This is a genomic window from Pelomonas candidula, assembly GCF_043555985.1.
Lineage (GTDB): Bacteria > Pseudomonadota > Gammaproteobacteria > Burkholderiales > Burkholderiaceae_C > Pelomonas > Pelomonas candidula.
Window position 1 is genome coordinate 257,985 of the sequence record NZ_JBIGIC010000005.1, and the last position, 15,284, is coordinate 273,268.

Sequence of the window (15,284 nt, forward strand, 5' to 3'; positions counted from 1 at the left end):
GCAGATCCCACTGCCTCCTTCCAGATCTAGAAGTACGTCAGCGTGACGTTGATCGTGTCGCTGTAGACGCCCGGCACCGTCGTCAGTTGGCGGCCCGGGATGCGGCCGTAGACGGTGAAGTTCTGCGTCGGCGCCAGGCCCAGCGCGTCCAGCGTGACACCGGAGCTGACGAGCTGCGTCGCGCTGCTGCCGTCGCCCCAGACGGTGGTGAACGACGCGTCGGTGTAGAGGTTGTAGCCCAGCGAGTTGCTGCCACTCTTCATGCGCCGGTTGGCGTAGCTGCCGCCACTGCCGGCGCTGATGGCGATGTTGAAGGGGATCAGCAGCCCGGCCACGCCGCCGCAGTCGACCTTGACGGCACCGGTCGTGTCCGTGTTGCCGAAGGCGAGCGGGTTGTAGGTGCCAAAGACGACGTTGGTGGTGGCCAGCGTGCAGGTGCACAAGGCCGGCAGGCACAGCGCGCGCGCCGGGCCGGCCCAGGCCAGCAGCCACAGCAGCAACGAGGCGAGTAGCAGGCGGATCGACGTTCGTGTCATGGCATCACCGGCAGGTCAGCAGGCCCAGGTCGGGCAGATCATCGCCGCTCGGGGGCGGCGCCGTGAAGTCGAACTGGCACTGGTGCTCGCGCTCGTCCGTCCAGTGCGCCAGCACCGTGTTGCGGCCCTCGCTCAGCCCGGCCAGATAGGTGCGGCCGTTCAGGCCCACAGGGAAGCGCCGCGGCTGGCCGGCCGGCTGCAGTTGCGCGCCGGGCGGCAGCGGCAGGCCGACAGCGTCGACGACGCGCAGCGTCGCCGCGCGGCCGCGCTGCGCAGGGAAGTCGATGCGTGCCGCGCTGCGGGCAGCCGGCGTGAGCTGGATCTCCAGCGCCTGCAGCTCCACGTCCATCGGCAGGTCGCTGGCGTCGATGCCGACGCGGTTGGGCTGGTAGCCGCGCAGGCCGGACACGAAGGCCCGACCGCGTGCGTCGGTCCGCGCGACGACCTGGTTGTCTTGCGTGACGCGCACACCCTCGTGTCCGCCGACGTCGACGACCGCGATGCCCCCCTCGATGCGCCGCCCGGCGAACAGGCTGCCATCCACCCAGGCCAGGCCGCCAGCGGCCCCGGCGCGGGTCTCGACGTCACGGTCGCGCCGCCCGACGCCGCCGCTCAGCACGACGTGCTCGCCCTGCCACTGCCCCTGCGCAAGCTGTCGGCCACCGCTCTCGGCCATCAGCTGGTAGCCCAGGCCGGAGCCGAGCGCGGGGTTGCGCTGGAGCTGCGTCTGCACGACGTCTTGATGGCCGCCATCGAGGCTGCGCTGACGCTGCACGCTGGTGCTGACGCCGTGGCGCGAATCCAGCGCCAGACTCCAGCTCAGGCCCACGGTGCTGCCGCTGCCGCCGCGGCTCAGGTCGCGGAAGACGATGAGGCCCAGATAGCCCCACCCGCCCAGGTCGCGGCTGTAGTTGAGCTGGGCGAACTTGCTCCCGATGAGGGCACCACGCTGCTGCGTGAAGCTCGCGCCCAGCGAATGGCCCGACCACGCGGTGCCCAGTGCCGCCGTGATGACGGTGCGCGGTGCCGTGTCGTCGGGCTGGCCGGCCTGGCTGAAACGCGGGCTGGCGCGGCGCAACTGCAGGCTGCCGCTCCAATCGCGCGCCTGGCGATCCAGTCCGGCCATCAGCAGCCAGCCGGCACCGCGGTCGCGGTTGCGGCTGGCCACGGCGGAGGCGCTGGCCGTACCGAGCGCAGGCCACAGCCACCAGCCGGTGGCGCCCGCCGCCTGCTGGCGGCCCATGGCTTCAACGCGAAGCTCCCGCGTGAAGCGCTCCGTCACGCCGCGCCGCTCGGTCACGCTGGCCATCATGCGGCCGTAGCGGTTGCTGGCGATGCCGTAGTCCTCGCGCTCCGCGCCGACGTCCACGCTGACAGCACTCAGGCCAGGCTTCAGCAGCGCGGGGCTGACGTAGTAGGGCGTGACGACGACCTGCTCGCGGCCCAGCAGGTCGCGCACGACCGTGCGGATCTCGCCCTGGCCGGTGACGACAGGCAGATCGCTCAGGTCGAACGGCCCGGGCTGCAGGCGGCTTTGCAGCCGCTGGCCGTTGTTGACATAGACGTCCAGCGTGGACGGCAGCGCTGCCTCGCCGCGCAGCGTGGGCAGCGGAAAGCTCAGGAAGCCGGGCTGAAGCGAGAAGTCCGTGCCCCACTGCACGCCGCCGTAGCGCAGCGCGCGGCCCCAGGCGCCGGGCTGGCTGACACCGTCGCCCACGCGCAGCCGCACAAGCCGCTCGGGGTCGTCGCGCTGCCAGCGCGTGTCCAGCCGCACGCCATGCGCCTCGCTGCGTGCCAGGCCCGTGCTGCTGAAGTCACCCTGCGGGCCGAACAGCCCGGTCTCCCACAACACGTCGGTCATGCGGCGGCCGCCAGCGCCGTGCTGCCACTGCGCGTCGTAGTTGACGAACGGCGCCCAGACCGATGGCTGCGTCACGCGCGGCAGGCCGGGGTTCAGGTCCAGGCTCTGGCCGACGAAGGCATTGGCCGGTGCTTCGATCTCCAGCGTCTGGCTGGCCTCGTCGATGCGCCAGCGCAGCGGGCCGGCCGTCGCCAGCAGCACGTGCTGCTCACCGTCGATGACACGCGCCGTCCCGCCGATGGGCAGGCGCAGGTGCAGCTCGTCCCAGTTGGACTGCGGGATGGCCAGTCCCTCGCTGAGGCGCACCGCGCGCAGCATGCCGTCCTGCGGAACGCCGTTGACCTTCAGCGCCAGCAGCAGGGTCTCGCCCCAGTTCATGCGGACCTCGGGACGAGTCGTTTGCGCGGTGGCCGCGGCGGCGATCAGCAGGAACAGCAGCGCGATCAGGGCCGCCCGGCCCCGGCGGTCGTCAAGGTCTAGCCGCAGCCCCGTCATTGAGCGCGACTTTCTGCAGGCCCTGCTCGGTCAGCACCTCCACCTGCGTGGCCTGGGCATGCGCCGGCAGCCGGAACACGCGCTGCTCGCCGGGGAAGATGACCGCGTGGCCACCCTTCTGCGCCACCTGGGCCAGCGCCTGGCCGTTCTCGCCCTGAAGCCGCAGCTCGGACACCTTGAGGTGGACGTTGCCGGTGTTGGCCACCTCGGCCAGCAGCTCACCGTTGGCGGCGCGGCTGAGCTTCCATTGCTCGCCGCGCCGTACCTGGGCCGGCGCCACGTAGACGGGCACGCGCAACGCCACCAGCACGCGCACGCTGCCGGCCACGTTCAGCGCGTCGGACGGGCGCGGCATCGGCACCTCGCGCAGCACGATGCGATAGGTGCCCTCTTCCGCCAGCTCCTGGTTGCGGCGCAGACCCAGGCGCAGCACCTGGGTCTGGCCGGGCTGCACGGTGAAGACCGGCGGGTTGACGATGAGATCGTTCGTGGGGCCGTCCACGTCGATGCCGCCGACGCGGTTCCACGCGATCGCCTCGGCCTGCATCAGCACCGGCTCCTGGCCGTTGTTCATGACCTGCACGGTGGCGCGGTCATTGGCGCGATCGAGCCTGACGGTGACCGGCATCAGGGTCACGTCGGCGGCGCGGACCGAGTAGGACCACAGCGTCACCAACAGCAGCACGCCCATTTGTCGGAAGAAGCGCTTCATCACTAACTCCCTTCAGTAGCTGACCGTGACGGTCACGGTGTCGGTGTAGCTCCCCGGCACGACGTTGGCAAGTGAAGGCAGGCGGCCGTAGATGGTCAGCGTCTGCGCGCTGCCCGTGCCGGTGCCGGCGGAGGTGCTGCTGCTGGCGGTGCCGTCGCCCCAGACACTGGAGCGGGCGCTGTCCAGGTAGAGCTGGTAGCCCAGCGTGTTGCTGCCGCTCTTCATCTTGCGGGTGCTGAAGTTGGACGCCCCGCCCGCGTTGACACCGGCGTTCAGCGCGACGGTGTAGGGCGTGGTGTTGGTGCACACGACGGACAGCGTGGAGGTGGCGTCCAGCGGCGTGGCGGTGGCGAGCGGGTCGATGCTGGCGCCGAAGTTCAGCGAGGTGCCGGAGACGGAGCAGGAGCTGTTCACGGTGGCCGTGACCTGGAAGCTGTTGCTGGCCGTGCCGGCGTGGGCCAGTGCGGGCAGCAGGGCAGCGAGCAGCAGGAGCAGCGGCTTGGCGGTCGTCATCGAGGGCATGTCACGTCTCCGGAAGGATGGGAAGCACTTGCGAGGCGGTTCGAGCGGCGTGGCTTGCGGCCGCCTAAACCGTTTCTCGATGGGTGTGATCTTCGAATCCGCCCGGTTTTCCCGGCAGCGGGCGATGCCGGCACCTCGTCAGCGACATCTCCATGAGCCGGCGTAGGGCGATTGCCTACACGAGCCGGAATCCGTGCCGGAGTTGGCAGGCCGCGGACATTCCCGCGCGGCATCGCGCTCAGCCACCCCGACAGCCGCCGAGCGGCTCGGGACCGAGGCCGGACACATCGTGCCCTGTGGGTCGCATGTGCCTGCCGAGGGGCTGCCATGCGTCCGGCAAGGATGGCCGGCAAGGGTGGCCGGGCTCGCACGCTCAGCGCGACGAGGCCGGACCAGGGGCCCTCAATAGCTCACGGTGACGGTGACCGTGTCCGTGTAGCTGCCCGGCACGACGTTGGCGAGCGACGGCAGGCGGCCGTAGATGGTCAGCGTCTGCGCGCTGCCCGTGCCGGTGCCCGCAGAGGTGCTGCTGCTGGCGGTGCCGTCGCCCCAGACGCTGGAGCGACCGGCATCGACGTAGAGCTGATAACCCAGTGTGTTGGCCCCGCTCTTCATCGTGCGCGAGCCGAAGTTGGACGCGCCACCCGCGTTGACGCCGGCGTTCAGCGCGACGGTGTAGGGCGTGGTGTTGGTGCACTGCACGCTGAGCGTGGAGCTGGCGTCCAGCGGCGTGGCCGTGGCCAGGGGGTCGATGCTGGAACCGAAGTTCAGTGTCGTGCCCGACACGGTGCAGGCGCTGGTCACGGTGGCCGAGACCTGGAAGCTGTTGCCGGCCGAGCCGGCCTGGGCCAGCGCCGGGAGCAGCGCGGCGAGCAGCAGGATCTTCTTCATCGGGAACTCTCCGTCGGTTCAGAGCGCGCCGAAGGCGGTCGCCTCGGCCAGCGTCAACAGGGCCCGCGGCGCCACGGCGTCCGCGGGGAACAAGGCCATGCCGATCTCGATGCCCAGCACATAGTCCCGGCCACCGTAGCGGAAGGTCTCGCCCAGCAGCGCAGCCAGCTCGCGGGCGCGGCGTGCGGCCTGCTCGGCATGCTCCAGCCGCGTCAGCACGACGGCGAACTGGTCGGCCGCGCTGCGAGCGACGATGTCGGCGTCGCCACTGAACTCGCGCAGCCGGTTGGCGACCTGCTGGGCCAGCGCGTCGGCGATGTGCGGGGGCAGTTCGGCCAGCCCGGCCAGGCGCAGCACGTAGACGGCCAGGTCCACTCCGTCTCGCGTCGCGGCGCGGGCTGCCTGGTCCAGCCGCTCGTGCAACGAGACCTCGTTGAACAGCCCGGTCAGGCCATCTCGCAGCTGCGTGGTGGGCGGCGCCTCCAGCTCGGCCGGGCGCGTGGCGGCCAGCATGGCGAGGTCGTCGAACAGCGTCTCCAGACCGCTGGCCTTGTCGTAGAACGCGTCGGCGCCGACGTCAATACAGGCGCGGCGGTAGGCGGCGGCATCCTGGGCGGTCAGCACGGCGATGCGACCGGCGTAGCCCGCGAGGCGCAGCTTGCCGACGAGGTTCAGGCCCGAGCCGCTGGCCAGCGAGAGGTCCAGCAGCACGACGTCGGGCTGAGTCCACTGGATCAGCGCCAGCGCCTGCCGCTCGCCGGCGGCCTCGCCGACGACGCGCATGCCGGGCATCGCATCCAGGCGCCGCACCAGCAGGCGGCGGATGGCGGTGGAGTCTTCGACAAGGAATATGTTCATGGCCGCCATGGTCGCCCTGGAGCGGCCCGCCGTGCAGCGGTCGATGCAGGCAGCGCGGCGGCGGCATTGCCGCGACCTCATGTAGGTGGATTGCCTACACGCCCGCATCGCGGGTCAGAGCGCAGTCAAGCCGTGCTGCACGCAGTACTTGGTCAGCTCGGTGTTGTTGGCCCAGCCGGCCTTCTCGAGGATGCGGGCGCGGTAGCTGCCGACCGTCTTGACCGACAGGTGCATGACGTCGGCGATCTGCGCCGGCGTGCGGCCGGCCGCGATCAGCAGCATGACGCGGTGTTCCTGGGCCGACAGCTGCTCGTGCGGCAGCGCGTCGGGCGCCTTGCCGCTGAGCAGGCTCAGCAGATGGTCGGCCATGGACGACGTGACGTAGCGACCGCCCTCGTGCAGGCGCCGCAGCGCCACGCGCAGCTCGTCGGCAGCGCGGTCCTTGGGCAGGTAGCCGCTGGCGCCCATCTGCAGCAACCGCGACGCGTAGGCGGCCTCGGCGTTCAAGCTCAGCACCAGCAGCGGCACGCCGGGCAGCGCGCGCAGCAGCCGGTTGGCACCCTCGGTGCCCTGGGCATCGGGCAGGGACAGGTCCAGCGTGACGAGATCGGGCCGCGCCGCTGCGATGCTGCTCAGCGCCGCGGCGATGGTGGGCGCTTCGTCGACAACGGCGTCGGGCCATTCCTGCTGCACCAGTTGCACGATGCCCATGCGCATCAGCGGGTGGTCGTCAACGATGAGCACTCTCATAGCCAGGTCTCCCCATCCGGTTCGCCGCCCTCGCCTTCCGCGACCGGCGCATCCAGCGGCAGCCACACGCCCACACGCGTACCGCCGCCCAGCCCGGGGCCAAAGTCGAAGCTGCCGCCGGCCAGCGCCGCGCGTTCGCGCATGCCACGCAGGCCGGAGGCGTCGGCCCGCGTATCGCCGGGGCCCCGGCCGTTGTCGATGACTTCCAGCTCGTAGCCGTGCCGGCCGTCCTGGGTGCGCGGATGGCCGGCGACGCGCAGCGTGGTGGCTGCGGCGTGCCGGAGCACGTTGGTGCAGGCCTCCTGGACGATGCGGAACAGCGGATTGGCCTGCTCGGGCGCGATGCCGTCGGGCTCGTCCAGCGCCAGCGTCGTGGCGAGGCCCGACTGGCGCTGCAGCGTCTGAAGGTAGTGGCCCAGCGCGGCGTCCAGGCCCAGTTCGTCCAGCAGCGGCGGCCGCAGCGCGGCGGAAATCTGGCGGGCTGCGCGGATGGATTCGTCAGCCATGCCCTGCAGTTCGTCCAGCAGCGGCTCGGTGCGCGGCGCGAGCTTGGCCCGCAGCGCGATGACCAGCATCTTCATCGCCGTGCCGGCCTGGCCGACCTGGTCGTGCACCTCGCGCGCGAGGCGCCGCCGCTCGGCCTCGATGCCGCGGTCCAGCTCGCTGGCGAAACTGCGGATGCGTTGCAGCGCCCGGCTCAGCGCCTCGGTGCGCTGGGCGACCTCGCGCTCCAGCCCCGTGTTGGCATCGCGCAGCGCGGACTCGGCGCGATCGCGCAGGCGGCGCTCGCGAAGCATGAGCGCCAACGCGAGCGCCAGCGTCACGAGGCCCGCGCCGGGCAGCAGCTGCGTCAGTCGCATCGTGCGCTGCTGGACCTGCTGCGTGGCCTCGTCGGCGGCGCTCACGCGCTCCTGCTGCAGCTGCGCCAGCTCCTTGATCTCGAAGCGCAGGTCGTCCATGACCCGTTTGTCATCGACGTAGACGCTCAAATCCCGCGTGATGTCGTCACCGTGGCGCAGCCGGCGATCGATCGTCATCTTGGTCTGCGTCAGCCGCTGCTGGATCAATGCATCCAGCCGCTGCAGCGCGGTCGGGCTGGCGCCGTTGTCAGCCAGGCGCCGGCGCAGGCCCGGGCGCAGTTGCTCCAGCTCGGCAAGCGCCTCCTCATAGGGACGCAGGAAAGGCTGCTGGCCCGTGATGATGAAGCCGCGCTGGCCGGTCTCGACATCGACGAGCAACGACAGCAGACGCTGCAGCTCGGCCTGCGTGCGCAGCGCCTGGCTGCGCTCGGCATCGCGCTGCAGCAGCAGCGTCAGGCTCTGCGACGCGCCCACCGCCGTGCCGACGAAGGCCACGAAGGCAGCGATCAGAAGGCTGGACGGAAGCCAGGAATACCGCATGTTCTCCCTGAAGACATGCCACACCATGCGGGCGCCGCCGATGACAGGCCACACCCGTGCCAGCCCACTGTGGGCAACCCGTCGGCGTCTGCGCGCCGATCTGGACACCCGCCAGAGGCTATGGCCCGTTCCGAAAAAAATCAAGCTACGGTCTTGCCGCGCACAGCTGCCCCGTTAGCGGGGGGTCAGAACAGCTCGACGTCGCTGTGCTGGGCGGCTTCCTGGATCAGGCCGCTGGCCACCAGGGCCGCGTAGTTGTGCACCTGGTTCCGGCCATGGCCCTTGGCGTGGTAGACGGCCTTGTCGGCACGCTCGAAGGCGGCAGCCGGAGAGTCGCCGGCCCGCACCTCGGTGAAGCCGATGCTGACCGTGATGCGGCCCACCTGCGGGAAGGCGTAGCGCTCGGTGTTCAGCCGCAGACGCTCGAAAGCCTCACCGGCATGGACCTCCTCGTCGCAACGCATCAGCACGACAAACTCCTCACCGCCGAAACGGTAAAGCAGGTCGTGGAAGCGGAACGAACCCCGCATCAGCCGCGACAGCAGCAGCAGCACCTCGTCGCCGATCAGGTGGCCGAAGCGGTCGTTGACGGACTTGAAGTGATCGATGTCGATGACACCCAGCACGTAGTGCGGCGTGGCCGTCTCGTGGCGGCGGTCCTCGGCGTCGTGCTTGGCCTCGTGCTTGGCCGGGATGTCGGAGAGCACCTTCAGGAAGCTCTCGTCGAAGGTCTTGCGGTTCAGCAGGCCGGTCAGCGTGTCGCGCTCGGAGTAGTCGAGCAGGCCCTGGAAGTTGTGATAGATCCGCAGCACGCTGCTGACCATGCGCTGCGCGGCCGTGCCCAGACGGCGTGTGGACAGGATCTCGATGACACCGACGACGTCCCGGTCGGTCGCGATCGGGAACAGGTACAGCCACTGCCCGCCCTGCGCCACCTGCGTGACGCTGCGGCTGCGCATCGCCTCCAGCCGCAACGGATGCTCGGCCGCCTTGGGCAGTGCCTCGGGCTTGGCCCATAGCGGGTCGGCCGTCGCCACGGCATCGCCTGCGCGCAGGTGGGCGCGCGTCAGCCAGCGCTCCTGGCCGGGCTCCCCCACGCTGCGGTAGATGGCGACCGACTCGGGTTCGAGCAGGTCGCGCAGCGCCATGACCAGCGTGACGTCCATGACGTCACGGTCACGGAAGCCCGTCAGCTCGGCGAGATGGTCGACTACCTGGGACATGCCATCAGACGCCGGCCATGGTCTGCGTGTACTGCCTGATCAGACCCAGCAGTTGCTCCTCGTCGTAGGGCTTGCCAAGGTAGTGGTCGACGCCCAGCTGGGCCGCGTAGTCGCGATGCTTCTGCGCGATGCGGGACGTGATCATGATGACCGGCAGGCCGGCCAGCCGCGAATCCGCGCGCATGTTGCGCACGAGGTCGAAGCCGTCCATGCGCGGCATCTCGATGTCCGACAGCACGACCGACGGCAGTTCGTCGGCCGACAGCTTCTCCATCGCATCCAGGCCGTCCTTGGCCAGCAGCACGCGGAAGCCGACACGCTCCAGCAGGCGCTGAGTCACGCGGCGCACGGTCAGCGAATCGTCCACCACCATCACCAACGGCGCCTGCTGCGCCTCCTCGACGACCGGTGCGGCCGGCGTCGGCGTCCCGGACTGGGCCTGCACGGCAGCCAGGCGAGCCTGGGCGTCCGCACCGTACCAGTCGGCAAGCGCCACGACGTTGTAGATCAACGCCACGTCACCCGAAGCCAGCAGACTGATGCCCGCGAGGCCCGGCACGCGGTTGAGCTGCGCACCGAGGTTCTTGACGACGACTTCCTGGTTGCCGACGACTTCGTCGACGTGCAGGGCCAGCGCCGCCTGGGCGCTGCGCACCAGCACGACCGGCGCGTGCTTGCCATGAGTGTGGCCGCGGCCGGCATGGCCCAGCAGGCCGCCCAGCCAGTAGAACGGCAGCTCGGCGCCGCCGTGCCGCAGCTTGCCGGTGGCGTAAGCGGCCTCGACGGCCTCGACCGGCACGCGCTGCACCGATTCCATCAGCGCCGCGGGCACCGCGACGACCTGCTCGCCACTCTTCAGCAGCACGACCTGCGTCAGCGCAGTGGTCAGCGGCAGGCGCAGCAGGAAGCTGGTGCCCTGACCGGTGGTCGACGTGGTCTCGATGCTGCCGCCCAGCGTGCCGACCTCGGCGCGCACGACGTCCATGCCGATGCCGCGGCCGCTGAGTTCGGTGATCTGGCTGGCCGTGGAGAAGCCGGGCGCGAAGATCAGGCGGCGCAACTGGCCCTCGTCGGGCTCGGCATCGGGCGCGATCAGGCCCAGCTGCAGGCCGCGCTCGCGGATGCGGGCGAGATTGAGGCCGGCACCGTCGTCGGCGAAGTTCAACTGCACTTCGTTGCCATGCTGGCCAACCTCGATGCGCAGCGTACCGGTGCTGTCCTTGCCGGCGGCGGCGCGTACCTCGGGCATCTCGATGCCGTGGGCAACGCTGTTGCGCAGCAGGTGCTCGAAGGCGCCCGCGGTACGTTCCAGCACCGAGCGGTCCAGCTCGGTCTGGCCGCCCTTGATCTCCAGCTTGACCTGCTTGCCGCTGTCACGCGCCGCTTGGCGCACGACGCGGTGCATGCGCTCGCCGATCGAGTCGAACTCGACGAGGCGGGTGCGCAACAGGTCGTCCTGCAGTTCGCGGGTCAGCCGCGACTGGGCTGCCAGCTCGTCTTCACCGGTCTGCACGTTGCGCGTCAGTGCGCGCTGCAGCGTGGCAACGTCGCCGACCGACTCGGCCAGCATGCGAGTCAGCTCCTGGAAGCGGGTGTAGCGGTCGAACTCCAGCGGGTCGAACTCGCGACCGCCCTGCTGCGCCATCTCCTGCTGGATGTGCATCTGGGCTTCGGCCTGCAGCTCCAGCTCGCGCAACTGCGTGCGCAGACGCTCCAGGTTGTCGTCCAGGTCGAGCAGCGAGCCCTTCATCTGGGCCAGCTCGGACTCCATCCGCGCGCGGCGGATGCTGACCTCGCCGGCCTGCGTGGCCATGCGTTCCAGCAGGCTGCCGCGCACGCGGACCAGCGCCTGGCCGATGGCCAGGTTCTCGCTGCCCGCCTCGACCTCGGTGGCATCGCCGAAGCGGCTCCAGTCGATGGACCGGGCCGGTTCGGTCGAGACCTCTTCCGCGACCGGCGCCGGCTGTGCGAAGCGGGCCAGCGGTTCGGGGCGGTCCTCGGGCTCCGGCTCGGCGGCCGCGACGGGCGCGGGGGCCGGTACCGGCGCAGCAACCGGGGCCGCCACGGGTGCCGCAACGGCGGGTGCGTTCAGGCTGCGGCCGAGCTCCTCGAAGGCATGCTCCAGTGCGTCACCCTCGTGCTGCAGCGAGGCGACCTGGGCGTAGTCGGCAGCACCGGCGTGCAGCAGTGCCTCGATGGCCGATTCCAGGTTGTGCGCCTGCTCGCCCAGGCGCATGGCGCCAGCGAGGCGGGCACCGCCCTTGAAGGTGTGCAGCGCGCGCATGCAGGCATCGGAACGCCCCAGGTCGGCCGGCTCGTCCAGCCAGTCGCGCAGTGCGCCGTGCAGCTGCTGCAGCAGGTCGCGGCCTTCCTCCTCGAAGATCGGATAGAGATCCGGCTCGATGTGGTCCGGCAGCCCGGCCTCGGGCTCGGGTTCGGCGGCAGCGACCGGTGCCGGCGCGGGCTCGTGAGCCACCGGTGGCTGGATCTCGGCCACAGGTTCGGGCTGCAAGTCCACGACAGGCTGCGGCTCGATCGCCGGCAGCACGTCGGCGACCGGCTCGGGATGAGCCTCGGGCTCGGCGACCGGGGCCTCGGGCGGCAGCACCGGCAGGTCGGCCGCAACGGTATCGTCCGACGCGTGCAGCAGGTGCTCGTCCAGCGACGCCGCGGCGGTCATCGGCTCTTCCTGCGGCTGGTAGGCGTGCAGGCGGGTGATGACGTCGGGGTCGTTGGGCTTCAGGAAACCGGCGGCGAACTGGTGCAGCAGGCGGCGCACGTCATCCGCGGCACGCAGGAACAGCTCGGCATCGGCCGCCTCGTAACGCGTGGCGCGCTGGGCGCGGCCGAGGGCATGCTCCAGCTCACGGGCCAGGCCGGACAGCTCGTCGTAGCCGACCGTGGCGGCGTTGCCGGCCAGCTTGTGGGCATGGGCCTCGCAGCTGGGCGGCACGGCGTGGTTCATCTCCGTTGCCCATTCGGCCAGCTCGACCGACAGGCGGCGCGACAGCTCGTCGGCCTCGTTGAGGAAGATGTTGAACAACGCGATGCTGATGCGCAGCGGACCGATGACCTTGTAGCCTTCGTCCGGGTCGACCGGCTCGGGCTCCGGCTCCTGCTCGGGAATGACGGTGGGCTCGAACGCCGGTTCCGGCTCGGCCGGTTCCAGGGCCGGGATGGCCAGCGTCTGCTCCTCGGGGAAAGGCAGCGGCTCGGCTTCGGGCAGCGGCTGGGGCTCGACGACGGGCTCGTCCAGGTCCAGCTGCAGCCGGAAATTGGCCATGGTTTCTTCGTCGGCGGCCGTGTGCGGCACCAGCGGCATGGGCTCGGTCGCCGGGTGGTGCGGCTGCTCCTCGGCCGGCGGAAGGCCCAGATCCAGCGTGGGCTCCTCGTGCAGATCCAGGCCGGCCACGTGGATGACCTCGTCGGCGCGCACGGGCTCCAGGGGCAGGTCGAGCACGAAGTCGGGCGCGACGGCCGCGGCGTCTTCCACGACCGGGGCAGCGATCTCGACGGCCTCGGGCAGCGAAGCCTCGACCGGCGCCTCGCCGAGCTCGATGACCTCGACGGCCGTCTCGGGCTCCAGCGTCAGATCGACGGCAGGAGGCACGTCGGCCAGCGCCAGCGGCAGGTATTCGCCGTTCAGGCGCAGCGCGTCGGCGCTGCGGCGCACCGGCTCGGGCAGGCTGTGGCCGGGTTCGTTGCCAGCGATCTGCTCGCGCCAGTGGGTGAAGTAGTCCAGCGCCTCACCGGTGAAGCCCAGCAGCGACGCATCGGCCTGCGGCGTGTGCTCGGCCAGGCGGGCGTTGTAGAGCTGCTCGCAGGCCCAGGCGCCTTCGCCGAAGTCGTTCAGGCCCACCATGCGGGCACTGCCCTTGAGCGTGTGGAAGGCGCGGCGGACGATGGTGAGCTGGGCGTGGTCGGTCGGCGCCTCGCGCAGCGCGTCGAGCGCGGTGCGGGCGTTGCCGATGACCTCGTCGGCCTCCTCCAGGAAGATCTCGCGCATCTCCGGGTCGTCGGCAACGCTGGGCTCGGCGACGGCGGCAGGTGCGGAAGCCGCCACAGGCGCGGCGACGGGAACCGGTGCGGGCGCCGGCTCGGCCGACAACGTCGACAGGTCGAGGTCCGGCAGGCTGAGGTCAGGCAGGTCCAGCGAATTGAGATCAACACGCAGCGGCTGCGTGGCCTCGTGCGAGTACGCCGGCGTGTCGCCGTCGTCCAGGTCGACGTGGAAGCCGCTGGCCTCGAAGTCGGGCAGCTCGACGGCGCCCTCGCGGCGGCCCATGACGGCATCCAGGCGCCCGGTAGCCTCGTCGAACTGGAACATGCGCTTGGCCAGGGCCGGCTGCACGCTCAGCATGTCGATGAGGAAGCCCAAAGCGCCGAGATTGGTGGCCAGACGCTCGAAGACATCCTTCGCGCCGGGACGGTCGAAGTCGATCTCGGTGTTGGCCAGACCATCGATCTCGTCGCGCATGCGCACGGTGGCGTGCGCGGCCTGGTCCAGGCCCAGCACGCTGAGCACGCCGCGCATGGCCTGCAACTGGCCGGGCACGGGGATGAGCAGGTCACGCTGGGTCGGGCTGCGGAAGTATTCGTCGCACTGCTTCTCGATCTCGGACAGGCTGGCACGCAGCTCGTGCACGACGCTGCCCAGCGTCTGGCGGTCGGAGACCCGGCGGTACAGGTCCTCCATCCAGTCTTCCAGCGGCTCGGCCGGCTGACCGTGGGCAACGGCCTCGACGCGGCGCGCCAGGCGGCGCACGCGGTCGGCCTGCTCGGGCTGGTCGAAGGCGGCGTCTTCCAGTGCGGCTTCGACGTAGAGCAGGCTGGTGGCGACTTCCATCGCCAACGCCGGCGGCGGTGTGCTGCGTGAGCGCAGCGTCGCGACGACGGCGCGCTGCAGCGTCTGAGCCAACACCTCGCCACTAGGGAACAGGCGGGTCAGGGAATCGGCCAGGCCGGCGAACTGCTCGTCCAGGCTACCGATGCGGTGCTGGTCGCCCTCAGCGGCGCTGGACCAGCTCTCCTTGGCCGCGAGCACGCGGCGCTTGGCCTGCGCGACCCAGGCCGGGTCGATGCGGCCCAGGCTGGCGTCTTCGTAGTCGCCGGCCTGTTCGTCGGTCAGGCGGTAGGCCTCGTGCACGGCCTGCAGGCGCGGGCCGGCGCCCTGCGTCAGGCGGCACTGTGCGCAGAAGAACAGCAAGTCCTGCGCGAGACGCTCGCGCTGCGGATCGTCCTGGCCTCCGCGGCCGACGACTCGCAGTTCGTGCAGCAGCTTGGAGCCCAGGCGCTTGGTGTAGGCGTCGGGGCGCAGCAGCTTGAGCGCCTGGCCTTCGAAGACGGCGGCGGCCAGTTGCCACAGCGTGCGGCCCTGGCCTGCCGGCAGCGAGGCCGCCAGGCCGGCACACAGGCCGGACAGGTTGGCGGCGTGGCTGGAGCTGGGCTCACGCATGTGGCGCAGCAGCGCGGCCTCGAAGGGCGCACGCACGGCGTCGGGCGAGCGCGGCAGCACACCGTCCTCGACGGAAATGCTGCGCCAGGACCAGTCGTACTGCCACAGGTCGGCTGGGTGGATGCGCTCGACGCCGTTGAGCTGCTGCAACCCGCGGTAGCTGGGATACAGGGCCAGTGACGAGGTCTTGTTGCCAGCCAGCAGGCGGGCCACATAGGCGAGCAACGCGAAGTCGGCACGCTCGATGGTGTCGACCGTGCTGGCCTCGACCTCCAGCGGGCGCTCGGCGAGGCGCGCGACGGCCGTCTCGGCGGCGCGCAGCACGCTGGCACCGGCCGGCAGCCCGACGAGCGACAGCACGCCGCTGACCTGGTGAAGCTGGGCCGCGGCCTGCTGCAGCGGCGCGCTGGGCTGGGCGTCGCCACCGAAGGCGGAAGGCCGGCCGTCGCTGCCATCGCGCACGTGGCGGCGCAGGGTCTTGTGCACCGACTCCAGCGAGCGGCGCAATTCTTCCTGCACCCACGCCAGTGGGCTGAGGTCGGCCGGGAGTTCGGGGTCTCTCAGGGAGCTGTCCATGTCGG

Annotated in this window: 10 protein-coding genes; all 10 read right to left on the bottom strand. The window is 70.9% G+C overall.

Going from position 1 to position 15,284, the window contains the following annotated elements; genetic code table 11:
* Window positions 1–26: 26 nt before the first annotated feature.
* Window positions 27–536, bottom strand: a complete 510-nt coding sequence (locus ACG04R_RS12335) for a Csu type fimbrial protein (protein WP_394410371.1) — start codon at window positions 534–536, stop codon at window positions 27–29.
* Window positions 537–540: 4 nt separating this feature from the next.
* Window positions 541–2,892, bottom strand: a complete 2,352-nt coding sequence (locus tag ACG04R_RS12340) for a fimbria/pilus outer membrane usher protein (RefSeq protein ID WP_394410374.1) — start codon at window positions 2,890–2,892, stop codon at window positions 541–543.
* Window positions 2,867–3,604: a fimbrial biogenesis chaperone gene (locus tag ACG04R_RS12345; RefSeq protein WP_394410377.1), complete on the bottom strand. Its 738-nt coding sequence runs from the start codon at window positions 3,602–3,604 to the stop codon at window positions 2,867–2,869. The genes ACG04R_RS12340 and ACG04R_RS12345 overlap by 26 nt, the downstream gene beginning before the upstream one ends.
* A 12-nt stretch (window positions 3,605–3,616) precedes the next feature.
* Window positions 3,617–4,126, bottom strand: coding sequence for a Csu type fimbrial protein (locus ACG04R_RS12350; protein ID WP_394410380.1), 510 nt, complete (start codon window positions 4,124–4,126; stop codon window positions 3,617–3,619).
* A gap of 402 nt (window positions 4,127–4,528) precedes the next feature.
* Window positions 4,529–5,017: a Csu type fimbrial protein gene (locus ACG04R_RS12355; protein ID WP_394410383.1), complete on the bottom strand. Its 489-nt coding sequence runs from the start codon at window positions 5,015–5,017 to the stop codon at window positions 4,529–4,531.
* A gap of 18 nt (window positions 5,018–5,035) precedes the next feature.
* The gene (locus ACG04R_RS12360; protein WP_394410386.1) at window positions 5,036–5,875 is read right to left on the bottom strand and encodes a response regulator; all 840 of its coding nucleotides are present in this window, start codon (window positions 5,873–5,875) and stop codon (window positions 5,036–5,038) included.
* Window positions 5,876–5,989: 114 nt separating this feature from the next.
* Window positions 5,990–6,625, bottom strand: a complete 636-nt coding sequence (locus tag ACG04R_RS12365; protein ID WP_394410389.1) for a response regulator — start codon at window positions 6,623–6,625, stop codon at window positions 5,990–5,992.
* Window positions 6,622–8,025: a CHASE3 domain-containing protein gene (locus tag ACG04R_RS12370; protein WP_394410392.1), complete on the bottom strand. Its 1,404-nt coding sequence runs from the start codon at window positions 8,023–8,025 to the stop codon at window positions 6,622–6,624. The genes ACG04R_RS12365 and ACG04R_RS12370 overlap by 4 nt, the downstream gene beginning before the upstream one ends.
* Before the next feature lie 185 nt (window positions 8,026–8,210).
* The gene (locus ACG04R_RS12375) at window positions 8,211–9,248 is read right to left on the bottom strand and encodes a GGDEF domain-containing protein (protein WP_394410395.1); all 1,038 of its coding nucleotides are present in this window, start codon (window positions 9,246–9,248) and stop codon (window positions 8,211–8,213) included.
* A gap of 4 nt (window positions 9,249–9,252) precedes the next feature.
* On the bottom strand, window positions 9,253–15,279 hold the full coding sequence (locus ACG04R_RS12380; RefSeq protein ID WP_394410398.1) for a hybrid sensor histidine kinase/response regulator: 6,027 nt from the start codon (window positions 15,277–15,279) through the stop codon (window positions 9,253–9,255).
* Window positions 15,280–15,284 lie beyond the last annotated feature (5 nt).